15 protein-coding genes and 1 pseudogene are annotated in these 13,778 nt (G+C 60.7%); 8 read left to right on the plus strand and 8 right to left on the minus strand.

Features of this window, described 5'->3' with window-relative positions:
• Window position 1: 1 nt before the first annotated feature.
• The 4 genes from ACYZUD_RS24930 to lptM are packed head-to-tail and all read right to left on the minus strand — an operon-like array spanning window position 2 to window position 3,018.
• Window positions 2-727, minus strand: a complete 726-nt coding sequence (locus tag ACYZUD_RS24930) for a DUF484 family protein (protein ID WP_462020596.1) — start codon at window positions 725-727, stop codon at window positions 2-4.
• Window positions 728-740: 13 nt separating this feature from the next.
• On the minus strand, window positions 741-1,571 hold the full coding sequence (gene dapF / locus ACYZUD_RS24935) for a diaminopimelate epimerase (RefSeq protein WP_462020597.1): 831 nt from the start codon (window positions 1,569-1,571) through the stop codon (window positions 741-743).
• Window positions 1,572-1,575: 4 nt separating this feature from the next.
• Window positions 1,576-2,823: a diaminopimelate decarboxylase gene (lysA, locus tag ACYZUD_RS24940; protein WP_462020598.1), complete on the minus strand. Its 1,248-nt coding sequence runs from the start codon at window positions 2,821-2,823 to the stop codon at window positions 1,576-1,578.
• Window positions 2,824-2,832: 9 nt separating this feature from the next.
• Window positions 2,833-3,018, minus strand: a complete 186-nt coding sequence (lptM, locus tag ACYZUD_RS24945) for an LPS translocon maturation chaperone LptM (RefSeq protein ID WP_447795279.1) — start codon at window positions 3,016-3,018, stop codon at window positions 2,833-2,835.
• Window positions 3,019-3,354: 336 nt separating this feature from the next.
• On the opposite strand from lptM, the gene cyaY reads away from it, so the two are divergent.
• The 3 genes from cyaY (at window position 3,355) to rnk (ending at window position 4,571) form a co-directional block, all read left to right on the plus strand.
• Complete coding sequence (gene cyaY / locus ACYZUD_RS24950; RefSeq protein ID WP_462020599.1) at window positions 3,355-3,687, plus strand: iron donor protein CyaY; 333 nt, start codon at window positions 3,355-3,357, stop codon at window positions 3,685-3,687.
• 4 nt (window positions 3,688-3,691) lie between these two features.
• Window positions 3,692-3,919, plus strand: coding sequence for a DUF1289 domain-containing protein (locus ACYZUD_RS24955; protein WP_462020600.1), 228 nt, complete (start codon window positions 3,692-3,694; stop codon window positions 3,917-3,919).
• A gap of 241 nt (window positions 3,920-4,160) precedes the next feature.
• Complete coding sequence (gene rnk, locus ACYZUD_RS24960; protein ID WP_449645362.1) at window positions 4,161-4,571, plus strand: nucleoside diphosphate kinase regulator; 411 nt, start codon at window positions 4,161-4,163, stop codon at window positions 4,569-4,571.
• A gap of 7 nt (window positions 4,572-4,578) precedes the next feature.
• Here the strand turns inward: rnk and ACYZUD_RS24965 are convergent, their stop codons facing one another.
• The 3 genes from ACYZUD_RS24965 to ACYZUD_RS24975 form a co-directional block, all read right to left on the minus strand.
• Window positions 4,579-7,425: a class I adenylate cyclase gene (locus tag ACYZUD_RS24965; protein WP_462020601.1), complete on the minus strand. Its 2,847-nt coding sequence runs from the start codon at window positions 7,423-7,425 to the stop codon at window positions 4,579-4,581.
• Window positions 7,426-7,608: 183 nt separating this feature from the next.
• Window positions 7,609-7,854: a TIGR02647 family protein gene (locus ACYZUD_RS24970; protein ID WP_094470036.1), complete on the minus strand. Its 246-nt coding sequence runs from the start codon at window positions 7,852-7,854 to the stop codon at window positions 7,609-7,611.
• Window positions 7,855-8,119: 265 nt separating this feature from the next.
• Window positions 8,120-8,416 carry a hypothetical protein gene (locus ACYZUD_RS24975; protein ID WP_462020602.1) on the minus strand — a complete coding sequence of 99 codons (297 nt, stop codon included), beginning with the start codon at window positions 8,414-8,416 and terminating at the stop codon, window positions 8,120-8,122.
• Window positions 8,417-8,541: 125 nt separating this feature from the next.
• On the opposite strand from ACYZUD_RS24975, the gene ACYZUD_RS24980 reads away from it, so the two are divergent.
• Window positions 8,542-9,201 (plus strand): glutathione S-transferase family protein, encoded by a 660-nt coding sequence (locus ACYZUD_RS24980; RefSeq protein WP_462020603.1) that lies wholly within the window; start codon window positions 8,542-8,544, stop codon window positions 9,199-9,201.
• Between the two features lie 127 nt (window positions 9,202-9,328).
• On the opposite strand, the gene argH is transcribed toward ACYZUD_RS24980, so the two are convergent.
• Window positions 9,329-10,723, minus strand: a complete 1,395-nt coding sequence (gene argH, locus ACYZUD_RS24985) for an argininosuccinate lyase (protein WP_462020604.1) — start codon at window positions 10,721-10,723, stop codon at window positions 9,329-9,331.
• 346 nt (window positions 10,724-11,069) lie between these two features.
• Here argH and ACYZUD_RS24990 point away from each other — a divergent pair.
• From ACYZUD_RS24990 to ACYZUD_RS25005, 4 genes and pseudogenes are all read left to right on the plus strand, one after another.
• Window positions 11,070-11,186, plus strand: a pseudogene (locus ACYZUD_RS24990) (sensor histidine kinase); the annotation flags it as partial.
• Complete coding sequence (locus tag ACYZUD_RS24995; protein WP_462020605.1) at window positions 11,183-11,929, plus strand: LytR/AlgR family response regulator transcription factor; 747 nt, start codon at window positions 11,183-11,185, stop codon at window positions 11,927-11,929. The pseudogene ACYZUD_RS24990 and the gene ACYZUD_RS24995, both read left to right, overlap by 4 nt.
• Before the next feature lie 138 nt (window positions 11,930-12,067).
• Window positions 12,068-13,009 (plus strand): hydroxymethylbilane synthase, encoded by a 942-nt coding sequence (gene hemC, locus ACYZUD_RS25000; protein WP_462020606.1) that lies wholly within the window; start codon window positions 12,068-12,070, stop codon window positions 13,007-13,009.
• Window positions 13,006-13,773 carry a uroporphyrinogen-III synthase gene (locus ACYZUD_RS25005; RefSeq protein ID WP_462020607.1) on the plus strand — a complete coding sequence of 256 codons (768 nt, stop codon included), beginning with the start codon at window positions 13,006-13,008 and terminating at the stop codon, window positions 13,771-13,773. Before hemC ends, ACYZUD_RS25005 begins: the two co-directional genes overlap by 4 nt.
• The last annotated feature ends 5 nt before the right edge of the window (window positions 13,774-13,778 follow it).

Here is a 13,778-nt window from a genome sequence, read left to right on the forward strand (position 1 = left end):
ATCAGCGTACCGAGCGAAGGGAGTTGTTGACCCGAGGCAGCACGCGGCCCATGACTTCGGCGATGTAGCTCAGGAACAACGTGCCCACCGAACTCTTGTAATGCTGCGGGTCGCGGCTGGCGATGGCCAGGACGCCGTGGATGCCTTGATGGCTGATGGCAACGACGGCGGTGGAGCCGATCTGCTTGCGTTGCTCCTCGCCGAACAGGAAGTCCAGTTCATGCTCGCGCAGGCTGCCGCTGACGCTTTTGTCTTCCGAGAGCAAGCCGCCAATGGCCGTTTGCGCGTCGGCATGGGTCACCCAGCGACCCACCGGCATCGGGTTGTCGCCCAGCAGGATCAGGCTGACAAAGGGCACCTGGAAGTCCTGGCGCAGGCTGTCTTCGACGCTGATCACCACGTCTTCCAGGCTGGTGGCGTCCATCAGCGCGAGAATCAGGCGGCGGGTCTTGTCGAAGAGGCGGTCGTTGTCACGGGCCACGTCCATCAAGTGCGAGAGGCGATGGCGCAATTCGATGTTGCGGTCGCGCAGGATGGTCATCTGGCGCTCGACCAGCGAGATGGTGTCGCCACGCTGGTGCGGAATGCGCAACGCCGGGAGCAGTTCTTCGTGCTCGACGAAGAAATCCGGATGAGCCTCCAGGTACGCGGCAATCGCCGCCGCCTCCAGGCTTTCGGACGGTGATTCGTCGGGCTGTCGGGCGGGTACCTGGGGCTTATCGGTCATGGTTTTGACTCACTCAAAGACGCACTTGTCCTTCATATACGCGCACTGCCGGACCGGTCATCATGACCGGTTGGCCAGGGCCTGCCCATTCAATGGACAGACGCCCGCCGGGCAGGTCGATCAATAGCGGCGAATCCATCCACCCCTGGCTGATCGCGGCCACTGCGGCAGCGCAGGCGCCGGTTCCGCAAGCCTGGGTTTCCCCGGCCCCGCGTTCCCAGACGCGCAACTGCGCGCGGTTCCGGTCGATGACCTGGAGAAAACCGACATTGACCCGCGCCGGGAAGCGCGGGTGATGTTCGATTTTCGGCCCCAGTTCATGCACCGGTGCGTTGTTGATATCGCTGACCCGCAGCACGGCGTGGGGGTTGCCCATGGACACCGCGGCCAGTTCGACCGCAGTCCCGTCAACGTCGAGCTGATAGCTCAGGGCCTGTTCCGGCGCGTCGAATGGAATGTCGGCCGGTACCAGGCGCGGTGCGCCCATATCGACGCTGATCTGGCCATCGCTGCGGATATCCAGTTCGATAATGCCACTTTTGGTTTCGACGCGAATCTGCCGTTTTGCGGTCAGGCGCTTGTCGAGCACGAAACGGGCGAAACAGCGCGCACCGTTGCCGCACTGTTCCACTTCAGAGCCGTCGGAGTTGAAGATCCGATAACGGAAGTCCACGTCCGGGTTGCTCGGCGCTTCGACGATCAGCAGTTGGTCGAAACCGATGCCCGTATGCCGATCGCCCCATTGTTTGGCGTGCTTGGGCAGGATGTGCGCGTGCTGGCTGACCAGGTCGAGGACCATGAAATCATTGCCCAGGCCGTGCATCTTGGTAAAACGCAGCAGCATGGTTTTACTCCGGCAGCAGGCTTTCGCCAGCAAACAACTCGGCTACCGTCTCGCGGCGACGCACTTCAAATGCCTGATCACCGTCCACCAACACTTCGGCGGCACGGCCGCGGGTGTTGTAGTTGGAACTCATGACAAACCCATAGGCACCGGCCGAATGCACGGCCAGCAGGTCGCCTTCTTCCAGGGCCAGCTGACGATCCTTGGCCAGGAAGTCGCCGGTCTCGCAGATCGGCCCGACGATGTCATAGGCGCGGGCAGCGGTATCGCGCGGACGCACAGCGGTGACGTCCATCCAGGCCTGGTACAGCGCCGGGCGGATCAGGTCGTTCATGGCCGCGTCGACGATGGCGAAGTCTTTGTGTTCGGTGTGCTTGAGGTACTCGACCTGGGTCAGCAGCACGCCGGCGTTGGCGACGATGAAACGGCCCGGTTCGAACACCAGCGCCAGGTCACGACCGTCGAGACGTTCGCGTACGGCTTTGATGTAGTCGGCAGCCAATGGCGGCTCTTCATCGCGATAACGCACGCCCAAACCACCACCGAGATCGATGTGGCGCAGGTAGATGCCGCAGTCGCCGAGGCGGTCGACCAGGCCCAGCAGGCGATCGAGCGCGTCGATGAATGGCGGCAGGGTGGTCAGTTGCGAGCCGATGTGGCAATCGACGCCGACCACTTCCAGGTTCGGCAGCTGCGCGGCGCGGATGTACACGTCTTCGGCGTCGGCAATGGCAATGCCGAACTTGTTCTCTTTAAGACCGGTGGAAATGTACGGGTGGGTGCCGGCATCCACGTCCGGGTTTACGCGCAGCGAGATCGGTGCGCGAACGCCCAGCTCGGCGGCCACCACTTGCAGGCGCTCCAGCTCGTCGGTGGACTCGACGTTGAAGCAATGCACGCCGACTTCCAGGGCGCGACGCATGTCGTCACGGGTCTTGCCGACACCGGAGAACACGATCTTGTCGGCGTTGCCGCCAGCGGCCAGTACGCGTTCCAGCTCTCCACGGGAGACGATGTCGAAACCGGCGCCCAGACGCGCCAGGACATTCAGTACACCCAGGTTGGAGTTGGCCTTGACCGCAAAGCAGACCAGGTGCGGCATGCCGGCCAGCGCATCGGCGTAAGCCAGGTACTGGGCTTCGATGTGCGCACGGGAGTAGATGTAAGTCGGTGTGCCAAAGCGTTCGGCGATGGCGGACAGGGCAACACCTTCCGCGAACAGCTCACCGTCACGGTAGTTAAAAGCGTCCATGGCGTTCCCTTATTGGTAGACGTCGTGCTTGTGTGCCTTGGAGGCGGGCTGCTGTTGCGATGACTTGGCCTGCTCTGCAGGGTCCTGGTTCTCGTCAGGCAGGTACAGCGGGCCTTTTTGACCGCAGGCCGATAATAAGGAGGCAAAAGCGACGAGCGAAGCGAGCGCAGCAAGGGAAGAGATCAGGCGCTTCATGGCGAAATCCTTGAAAATACGTTAATTGCGCCGGAGTATACCGGCCACCCGGCAGCTTGCCTATGCAACGGGGCTCCCGTCCGGCGGGGCTTTGCCTCTATGCTGATAAGTCGGGGGCCTAAACACTGCAACCCTTGTGGGAGCGAGCCTGCTCGCGAAGGCGCAGTGTCAGTCAACATTGATGTTGAATATGATGGCCTCTTCGCGAGCAGGCTCGCTCCCACAGGTTTCGAGGCCTGTCGGACGGGGGCTTGGTCGTTATCCTTTGCATTCACCGGGGCTCGCCCGTATCTTGCGGCGCTTGAGCGTGAGTAGACACTTTTTGAGGTTGCCGTAATGAGTTTGACCGAAGCCCGTTTCCACGATCTGGTCGATGCCACCCAGCAGACGCTGGAGGATATTTTCGACGAGAGTGACCTGGATATCGATCTGGAGAGCTCGGCCGGTGTGCTCACCGTCAAGTTCGAAAACGGCAGCCAGTTGATCTTCAGCCGTCAGGAGCCCCTGCGTCAGCTTTGGCTGGCGGCGGTCTCCGGCGGCTTCCACTTCGACTACGACGAAGAGAGCGACCGCTGGATGTGCGACAAAAGCGAAGAGCAGCTGGGCGAAATGCTTGAGCGCATCGTCAAGCAACAAGCCGGCGCTGAATTCGATTTCGAAGGTCTGTGAGATCGTGACCCAGCCTGCACCCGTTCGTCCGCCCAAGCCGCTCTACAGCAATGTCAGCCCGGCGGTGCCTTCGCCGTGCAGCGGGGTCTGTCGGCTGGATGAACAGAAGGTCTGTCTGGGGTGTTTCCGTCATGTCGAAGACATCCGCGAATGGCGCTCGGCGGACGATGAGCGTCGGCGCGTCATCTGCGCCCAGGCCTCGAATCGCCAAGCTGCCGCCAATCCTCTGTAGGAGCTGCCGCAGGCTGCGATCTTTTGATCTTTCAGCTGCGCGGGCCCCGTAAAGATCAAAAGATCGCAGCCTGCGGCAGCTCCTACAGGGTCAAAAAGCCGTCCGCCGCCCCCGACTTGTATATTTATTGAGCTGTGATAGTGTCCGGGTACGCCTCAACCCATCGAGGCTCGTGAAAACCCCGCCTTTTTCTGGCGGGGTTTTGCTTTTTTCGTGCAGAAGAAAGGAGTCTGCCCTGATCATGACCGCACCTTCCATCACCCTTACCCGTCTGGACGTACAACGTCTGGAGCGCCTGATCGACAGCCTGGATGACACGCTGCCGGGCGTTATCGCGCTGCAAACCGAACTGGATCGCGCCGATACCCTGGTCGGTCACGATGAAGTGCCCGCCGATGTCGTGACCATGAATTCCCGTGTGCATTGCCGTGAAGAGATCAGCGGCAAGGACTATCACCTGACGTTGGTTTACCCCAAGGATGCCAATGCCGACGAAGGCAAGATTTCCATTCTTGCGCCGGTAGGCAGCGCGCTGCTCGGTCTGAAGGTTGGCCAGCACATCGACTGGCCGGCACCGGGTGGCAAGACCCTCAAGCTGACCCTGCTTGAAGTCGAATCACAGCCTGCCAATGGCGGCGCCTTCCCGGAATGACATCCCCTCAGACCTGTTCGAGCGCCTCGTTCAATGCGCGCTCCAGGTCAGCCTTGTAGCGCAGATACAGATTGCTTGAGCTCTGACTATCACCGGGCAGGCCCGACAGGTCCAGGTCGGTGATGTAGCAGCGGTAGCGTTCGGTCTCGCGGCGCTGCTCGACGATTTCCCGGGCGACCACACTGAACAGTTGGTCGCCATGCTCCAGTTCTGAAAATTCCCGCTGATTGCAATACAACGTGACCTGCACCTGGCCTGGCGCGGCTTTGCCGACGATGGCCTGTACGTCGTAGAACGGTTTGTTGGCCGGGGTTTGCGGTGCTGGCCGGGCCTCTACCCGACGAGCCCGCAAGGGGCCGGACGGCAACAGCTGGTAATACAAAGTCTCCACGCTCAAAGGCTGAGCAGCGTCCATCGGCAGCAGGGCGTCGCGTCGGTACTGGATCGATTGCAGGAATCGCTGCAACGGCACCAGCAGACTTTGCTCGTCGTGGTAGGGCAAACGCTGCTGCCACAGGGCATTGAATTCATCCAGCACGTACAAGTCGGCCTGGTCTTCGTTGATTCGGTAGAACACTTGAATGCAATCGGGTTGACCCATGGGCAGAAGCAGCGCCAGGTCGTGGTCTTCCAATGCCATTGGGTCCAGGTGCAGCGGGCTATAGCTCGCCAGTTCTTCACCCAGGTAATCGAACAGTGCCGGCAGCGTGGCGAGGGCGACGTGGTTGACCTGGCCGGGCACCAGTTCCAGCACGTGGTAATGCTGCTGGACCTGAATCAGGTAGCGATGATTGAGTTTGCTCAGTAGCAGGTTCTGCGCGGTGTCGAGAATTTCTTCGACCCGCTGGGCGATAAACTGCGCGCGGTTGTGGCAGAAGCACCGTACGCGCAACTTTGGCTGTTTCAGCCCGCTCGGTAGATTGTTGAGGTAATCGCGCACGCAATCGAGCAAGGCGTGAGGGCCGTCGAAGCGATTGACCAGCACCTCGTTCCAGCTGTTGAGCGTGACCTGATCCAGGGTCAGCACCAGGTTTTCCCGGACGCCGGCGTAACTCAGGGAGTCAGTGCGCTCGGTGGTCATCAAAATGTTCAGGTCGCGGTGATGTTTGAGCGGATCGATGCCGACATTCACCAGAATCAGCACTTCGCTCGGCACGCTGGCGCGCAATAACGGTTCTTCGGCGACGGTCGAAAGCGGCAGGGCGATGCTCTGTTGCAAGCTGCCGAGCAGGTTGAACAGTTCGAACTCGCTCAGGTCGCTGCTGCCAGGGTGCAAGGCCAGGCGGGTGCTGCTGTCGATCACGCCGTTGCGGTGGCACCAGGTCAGCAGTTCCAGCAATTGCCTGCTACGTTTGATCGGCGCGAAATGCTCCCACTCGTGGGCCGTCAGGCTGCCGTTGTACAGGCCCCATTGGGTTTGCCCCGGTTCCTTTTTGTTCGGCGCCTGCACCAGGGTCAGGGTGTCTTCGGCCAGGTCCGGGGCGATGCCCGGATTGATGAACTCGACCTTGTCCGCCTTGCGCTCGAAGGCCGCGTACAGGCGACGACCCAGCACGTTGAGGTCGCGTTTGTTGATCAGGCTGACAGTCTGTTCGCTGCGAGCGAACTCGGTCAGGAAGCGGTAGCTGTAATTCAGCTCGTTGACCAACGCCCGGCGCTCGGAGCTGACCTGACGGACTTTCCACTGGCTGCGGCTGTCGAGCAGGGCCAACTGACGATGATCCCAATGCCATTCGTGTGCCAGGCGTTCGAGCAGCGAACGCTGCCAGCTCTGGGTGCGACTGTTGCTGCCGGTGAGCTTGCGATTGACCTTCAGGTACAGCGCGCGGCGCACCAGCTCCAGGCGCTCCGGCTCGCCGCGGGCGGTGAGGTATTCCTCGATGCGCCGATAGACCACGATATAGGGGTCCAGCTCATCAAGGTCGAGCCGATTGGCGAACACTGCTTGCTTGAAACGCAGGCTCAGGCAATGAACCTTGGGGTGTTCGCTGGCGTAGACCTCGGTCAGCAGCAGCTTGAGCACTGACTTGTAGGGCGATTCGATGCCCTTGAACAACTGCCAGAGCCCGGCGCCGATGAATTCGCCGGGCGGAATGTACGCCAGATGCCCCAGGTCCAGGGTCTCGTCCGCCCGAATGAAGCGTTTGGAAAGCAATGTGTGGGTGTAGCGGTCGTAAGCCGCTTCTTCGTACACCGGCACCAGCCACCAGATAGGTGTGCGTCCGGCCAGCCAGATCGCGGTGCGGTAGAACTCGTCCAGTAGCAGATAGTGCTGGGTGGTACCGCAGTCTTCTGAACTCAGTTGAGTATCACGCTCGCCGAGTACGAATCGGGCCGGGTCGATCAGGAAGAAATGCGCTTCGGCGCCCTGGCTCGCGGCCCAGGTTTCCAGCAACTGGCACTTTTTGCGCAGCTCGGCGAGTTCGCTTTCGCCAAGGTCCGGTGCGTGACAGACCCACACGTCCATGTCGCTTTGATCGGCCTGAGCCAAGGTGCCGAGGCTGCCCATCAGGAACAGGCCGTGAATTGGTCGCGGCGGATTGCTGCCGTGGCGCGGTTTATAGGAAAACGAGCGGGTCAGGCGCTGGGCTTCGGCAAGGGTGTTGGCGTCGGGTTCGAAGTTCGACAGGCCGGCGGGCGTGCTGCCCGAAACATAACCCGGCAACAGCGGATGATTGACATGGAAAAACAGCGGCAGCAAGGTCAGTACCCCTTGCTGGCGGCTTGACAGCCCTTCCATGGCTCGGGCCATGCGGCCCTCGTTGAGCTTCAGAAAACGTGCGCGCAGCTGGCTGAGAACCTTGCGGTCGATTCCCTCGTCCAGATCGGGGCGGATTTCATGGGTGCGGGTCATGTCAGCTCAAACCGGCTCGCAGGGCTCGGACGTGGAAGGTCTCAGGATGAGGGGCAGTTTAGCGCCTCGGCTCCGGGACATTTAAGCTGATTTTGTTTTTTTGACGTCAGATTTCTATCGCTGGGCGACAGAGTGCCCGCGGAAATCCCGTGGCAGGGGTTTCCGTGGGCGATGCGGTAATGCTCAGGCTGTTTCCTGGACGCTCAGAATGGTCAGAACGGTTTGCACATTTTGCGCGGCATCACGACCCAGACTGGTCAGATAACCGCCATCGGGCTGGTCGATCAGTTCTTTTTCGTACAGGCGTTGAGCGGCAGCAATAGCTTTCGGGGCAGCGGTCTGATGAATTTTCAAACCTTCCTGGGAACTGTCCAGGTTGAAGAGTGCGAGGATTTCCAGTTCGGCAACCAACTCAGGGGTAAGCGACATAAGGACTCCAGACTTTCTAGGAATTGGACGACAGCGCCCCTAAGGTGATCCCACTCGTGCGGCATGTCCAGTGCTCGCGACAGGGTTTTTTCGCCTCGGGAAGCATTCCCCGGTGGGTGGTGCGGCAGTGGGGTGCGTACCAGTGTAGTCAGGGTCTGAAAAACGGTTGCCTGAAATACAAAGATCGCAGCCTTCGGCAGCTCCTACAGGTGAATGCGATCCTCTGTAGGAGCTGCCGAAGGCTGCGATCTTTTGATCTTTGAGGTTACTTCTTTTCCGGCGGCAACTCTGGAAGAGCGCGCAATGCCGCTTCGTACCATTCGGTGTTGAACGCGCGGTCTTCTTCGAGGATCGCGTCGATTTCCACCGCCAGGACATGGGCCATCAGGTTCAGGATTTCTTCACGCTCGTAACCCACCAGGGTCAACTTGTTGAAGGTTGCCTTGGCGGCTGGTGGGTTGTCGCTTTCGATCTGGTTTTCGATAGCTTCGACCAGGGTGTTTTCGGTGAATTCTTCTTCGTCGATGTCGTCTTGGCTGGTGCCGGGGGTTGGCTCGCTCATGGCAGGCTCCTCAAGGAAAGGCGGCCAGTTTACCTGCATTCAGCGCTGTGATGCTGCTGGCGAGAAGCGCCCGGGCGTTCTATAACTGGCGCTGCCAACCCCCTGCACGGCCTGGAGGCTATGTAATGCTCAAGCTTTATGGATTTTCCGTCAGCAACTACTACAACATGGTCAAGCTGGCGCTGCTGGAGAAGGGACTGCCGTTTGAAGAAGTACCGTTTTATGCCGGCCAGAGCCCCGAGGCGCTGGCTATCAGCCCGCGCGGAAAGGTTCCGGTGCTGGGTGTCGAACAGGGTTTCATCAATGAAACCAGTGTGATTCTCGAATACATCGAGCAGAGCCAGAAAGGTACGCCGCTACTGCCGAGCGATCCCTTCGAGCGGGCGCAGGTTCTGGCTTTGGCCAAGGAAATCGAGCTGTACATCGAACTGCCCGGACGCGCCTGTTACCCGGCGGCGTTCTTCGGCATGCCGGTTGCGCAAGCTATCCAGGAAAAGACCAAGGCCGAGTTGCTGCTGGGGTTCGCGTCGTTGAACAGACACGGCAAGTTCTCCCCGTACGTGGCAGGTGACAGCCTGAGCGTTGCGGACTTGTATTTCCTGTACAGCGTGCCGCTGGCCTGCGCGGCGGCGCAGAAGCTGTTTGATTTGGATTTGTTGGCTCAGATGCCGGCAGCCAAGGCGCTGCTGGAGCGTCTGGGGCAAAATCCGAACGTGCAGCGAATTGCAGCGGATCGGGAAGCGGCGATGCCAGCGTTCATGGCGATGATCGCGTCCAAGAGATAGGTTTTGTAGCGTCTTCAAGGCCGCCATCGCGAGCAGGCTCGCTCCCACACTGGTGTTCACAAATCTGTGTTCAACACCGATCTAATGTGGGAACGAGCCTGCTCGCGAAGCTTTTAGCGGTTAGCAGTTAACGGCTGGCGAGCAGCGCCTGACCGCGAACCACAGCCTTCTTGACCTGCGCCGGCGCAGTCCCGCCGATATGATCACGGGCATTCACCGAACCTTCCAGGGTCAGCACGGCGAACACGTCCTGATCGATCTGGTCGCTGAACTTGCGCAGCTCTTCCAGGCTCATTTCCGCCAGATCCTTGCCGCTTTCCACGCCGTACTTCACCGCATGGCCAACGATTTCGTGGCAGTCACGGAACGGCAGGCCCCGGCGAACCAGGTAGTCGGCCAGGTCGGTGGCAGTGGAGAAACCGCGCAGTGCCGCTTCACGCATCATCGCGTGCTTGGGTTTGATCGCCGGGATCATGTCGGCAAAGGCTCGCAACGAGTCGCGCAGGGTATCAGCGGCATCGAACAGCGGCTCTTTATCTTCCTGGTTGTCCTTGTTGTAGGCCAGTGGCTGGCCCTTCATCAGGGTCAGCAGGCCCATCAGCGCGCCGAATACCCGCCCGGTCTTGCCGCGAACCAGCTCCGGCACGTCCGGGTTTTTCTTTTGCGGCATGATCGAGCTGCCGGTGCAGAAGCGGTCCGGCAGATCGATGAACTGGAACTGCGCGCTGGTCCACAGCACCAGCTCTTCGGAGAACCGCGACAAGTGCATCATCGCGATGCTCGCGGCCGAGCAGAACTCGATAGCGAAGTCACGATCGGACACGTTGTCCAGCGAGTTGCCGCCGACGGCATCGAAGCCCAGCAGTTGCGCGGTGTATTCGCGGTCGATCGGGTAAGTGGTGCCGGCCAGCGCGGCGCTGCCCAACGGCATGCGATTGGTGCGCTTGCGGCAGTCGACCAGCCGCTCGTAATCGCGGCTGAGCATTTCGAACCAGGCCAGCATGTGGTGCCCGAACGTCACCGGTTGCGCGGTTTGCAGGTGAGTGAAGCCCGGCATGATGCTGCCGGCTTCGCGATCGGCCTGTTCCAGCAACCCTTTTTGCAGGCGGGTGATTTCCGCCAGGATCAGGTCGATCTCGTCACGCAGCCACAGGCGGATGTCGGTGGCGACCTGGTCGTTACGGCTGCGGCCGGTGTGCAGCTTTTTACCGGTCACGCCGATGCGGTCGGTCAGACGCGCCTCGATGTTCATGTGCACGTCTTCGAGGTCGATGCGCCAGTCGAACTGGCCGGCCTCGATTTCACCCTGGATGGTCTTCAGGCCATCGGTGATGCTGTCGCGCTCGGCATCGGTCAGCACGCCGACCTTGGCCAGCATGGTGGCGTGGGCGATCGAGCCCATGATGTCGTGGCGATACAGGCGCTGGTCGAAAGTGACGGAGGCGGTGAAGCGGGCGACGAAGGCGTCGACGGGTTCACTGAAGCGGCCGCCCCAGGACTGATTGGTCTTGTCAGTGCTCATGAATTCGCTCGTATCGGCTGAAGAAAGATGGCGTTGAAAGCTGTCGCGGATAATAACAGGGTTGCCAATCCTGTCGCTGACACTGGTCGACACGTTTTTTTCTCATGCCGCAGCCCATACTCGGGGCAAGCGTTGCTGAGATTGCGCAACGATATTTTTCAATTGAGCAATAACGTCCCGGCAACCGTCTACAGTTGGACAGTAGGATCAGCGCACTTCCAGGCGCTGCCGCTGCCTATAAAAAGAGGGGGTGTTCGTATTGTGTATCAGCAAACCCTGTGGCGATGCCTCGCCAACGCGGGCCTGGGCCGCCAAACGCCCGGCAGATGAAAATTTAGCCGTCGGTCTAGCGGCACTTTTTGGCCCTCGCGCTAGTCTTAGCGTGGATCGCGGTGACGGACGTCACTTCACCTGTCTACGCTATCCTTGTGCGAGACTCACGCAGGAATCCAGCGCAATATGAATGTCCTGATCGTTGATGACGAACCCCTGAACCGCGAGCGCCTGAGCCGAATGGTCGGCGAACTCGAGGGATACAGTGTCCTGGAGCCCAGCGCCACGAACGGCGAAGAGGCGTTGGCACTGATCGACAGCCACAAACCGGATATCGTGCTGCTCGATATCCGTATGCCGGGCCTCGATGGCCTGCAAGTGGCTGCGCGATTGTGCGAACGCGAAACCCCGCCCGCCGTAGTGTTTTGCACAGGACCCGATGAATTTGCCGTGGAAGCCTTACAGGCCAGCGCCGTAGGCTATCTGGTGAAACCTGTGCGTACAGAACACTTGCATGAAGCGTTGAAGAAAGCCGAGCGCCCCAACCGTGTCCAGCTTGCGGCGCTTACTCGCCCCGCCGCCGAAACCGGCAGCGGCCCACGCAGCCATATCAGCGCCCGTACCCGAAAAGGTATCGAGCTGATTCCGTTGGGTCAGGTGGTCTATTTTATTGCCGACCACAAATACGTGACCTTGCGCCATGAAGGCGGCGAAGTGCTGCTGGATGAACCGCTCAAGGCGCTTGAGGACGAATTCGGCGACCGGTTTGTGCGAATCCACCGCAACGCTCTGGTCGCTCGCGAGCGCATCGAACGCCTGCAACGCACGCCTCTGGGGCATTTCCAACTGTTCCTCAAAGGCTTGAACGGTGACGCGCTGATCGTCAGCCGCCGCCATGTGGCTGGCGTGCGCAAAATGATGCAGCAGCTTTAATTCGCCGCTCACAGGCGTATTCCACACCCGATTGCCGGACATCCGGGGCCAGGGAGGCCAGGCAATACCTGATACAAGTCAAAGTGGATTTGGCTGAGCTGTTATTATCCGCCGTATCTATTCAGTACGGATTGATCCATGTCCTCTCGCGAAATCCGCATCGCCACCCGCAAAAGTGCTCTCGCCCTGTGGCAGGCCGAATACGTCAAAGCCCGTCTGGAGGAAGCCCATCCGGGTCTGCTCGTGACGTTGGTTCCCATGGTCAGCCGTGGCGACAAGCTGCTCGATTCGCCACTGTCGAAAATCGGCGGCAAGGGCCTGTTCGTCAAGGAACTGGAAACCGCGCTGCTGGAAAATGAAGCCGACATCGCCGTGCACTCCATGAAAGACGTGCCCATGGACTTCCCCGAGGGCCTCGGTCTGTACTGCATCTGCGAGCGTGAAGACCCGCGTGATGCGTTCGTCTCCAATACCTACGCCAGCCTGGATGAGTTGCCGCAAGGCAGCATCGTCGGCACCTCCAGCCTGCGTCGCCAGGCCCAGTTGCTGACCCGTCGCCCGGACCTGGAAATCCGCTTCTTGCGCGGCAACGTTAACACCCGTCTGGCCAAGCTCGACGCTGGCGAATACGACGCCATCATTCTCGCTTCCGCTGGCCTGATTCGTCTGGGCTTTGAGGAACGCATCACCTCGGCCATCAGCGTTGACGACAGTCTGCCGGCCGGTGGCCAGGGCGCGGTGGGGATCGAGTGCCGCAGTGCCGACAGCGAAATCCATGCATTGCTGGCGCCGCTCCACCATCAGGACACCGCCATCCGCGTCACTGCCGAACGTGCCCTCAACAAACATCTGAATGGCGGCTGCCAAGTGCCGATCGCCTGCTACGCCGTGCTTGAAGGCGAACAGGTCTGGCTGCGGGGGTTGGTGGGTGATCCGAGTGGAGGTCTGCTGCTCAGCGCCGAAGCCCGTGCACCGCGCGGCGACGCCGAAGCCTTGGGCGTGCAAGTGGCCGAAGACCTGCTGAGCCAGGGCGCCAACGACATTCTGAAAGCGGTCTACGGCGAGGCAGGTCACGAGTGAGTGGCTGGCGTCTGCTGCTGACGCGCCCTGCGGATGAGTCGGCGGCGCTGAGTGATGTGTTGGCCGAAGAGGGGATTTTCAGCAGCAGTTTGCCGCTTTTGGAAATAGCGCCGATTCCTGCCTCTGACACAATGCACCGGGTGATTCAGGATCTGGACGGCTACTGCGCAGTGATCGTGGTCAGCAAGCCGGCCGCCAGATTGGCCGTGGATCTGGTCAGTCAGTATTGGCCGCAGCCACCGCGCCTGAAGTGGTTCAGTGTCGGCGCGGCCACTGCGCAGATCCTCGAGGACCACGGGTTGGACGTCAGTTTCCCGGTGGATGGCGATGACAGCGAAGCCTTGCTGGAACTTGCGCAGTTGCGCGAGGCTATCGCACGGCCTGATCCGAGCGTATTGATCATGCGCGGGGAGGGCGGGCGCGAGTTGCTGGCTGAGCGTTTACGCGAGCTTGGTGCTAGTGTCGAGTATCTGGAGCTGTATCGCCGTGACCTGCCGCAATACCCGCCGGCCGCGCTGCCTGACCGGATCGAAGCGGAACGCTTGAACGGGCTGGTGGTCAGCAGTGGACAGGGTTTTGAGCACCTGCATCAATTGGCCGGCGATGCCTGGCCGCAATTGGCGCGGTTGCCGTTGTTTGTTCCAAGCCCCAGAGTCGCCGAGCTGGCACGTGCCGCCGGGGCCCAAACAGTTGTGGATTGTCGCGGTGCCAGTGCCGCGGCTTTGCTGACGGCGTTACGGGAGCACCCCGTGCCCGTTCTCTAATGCAA

The organism is Pseudomonas sp. XS1P51, from assembly GCF_054897845.1.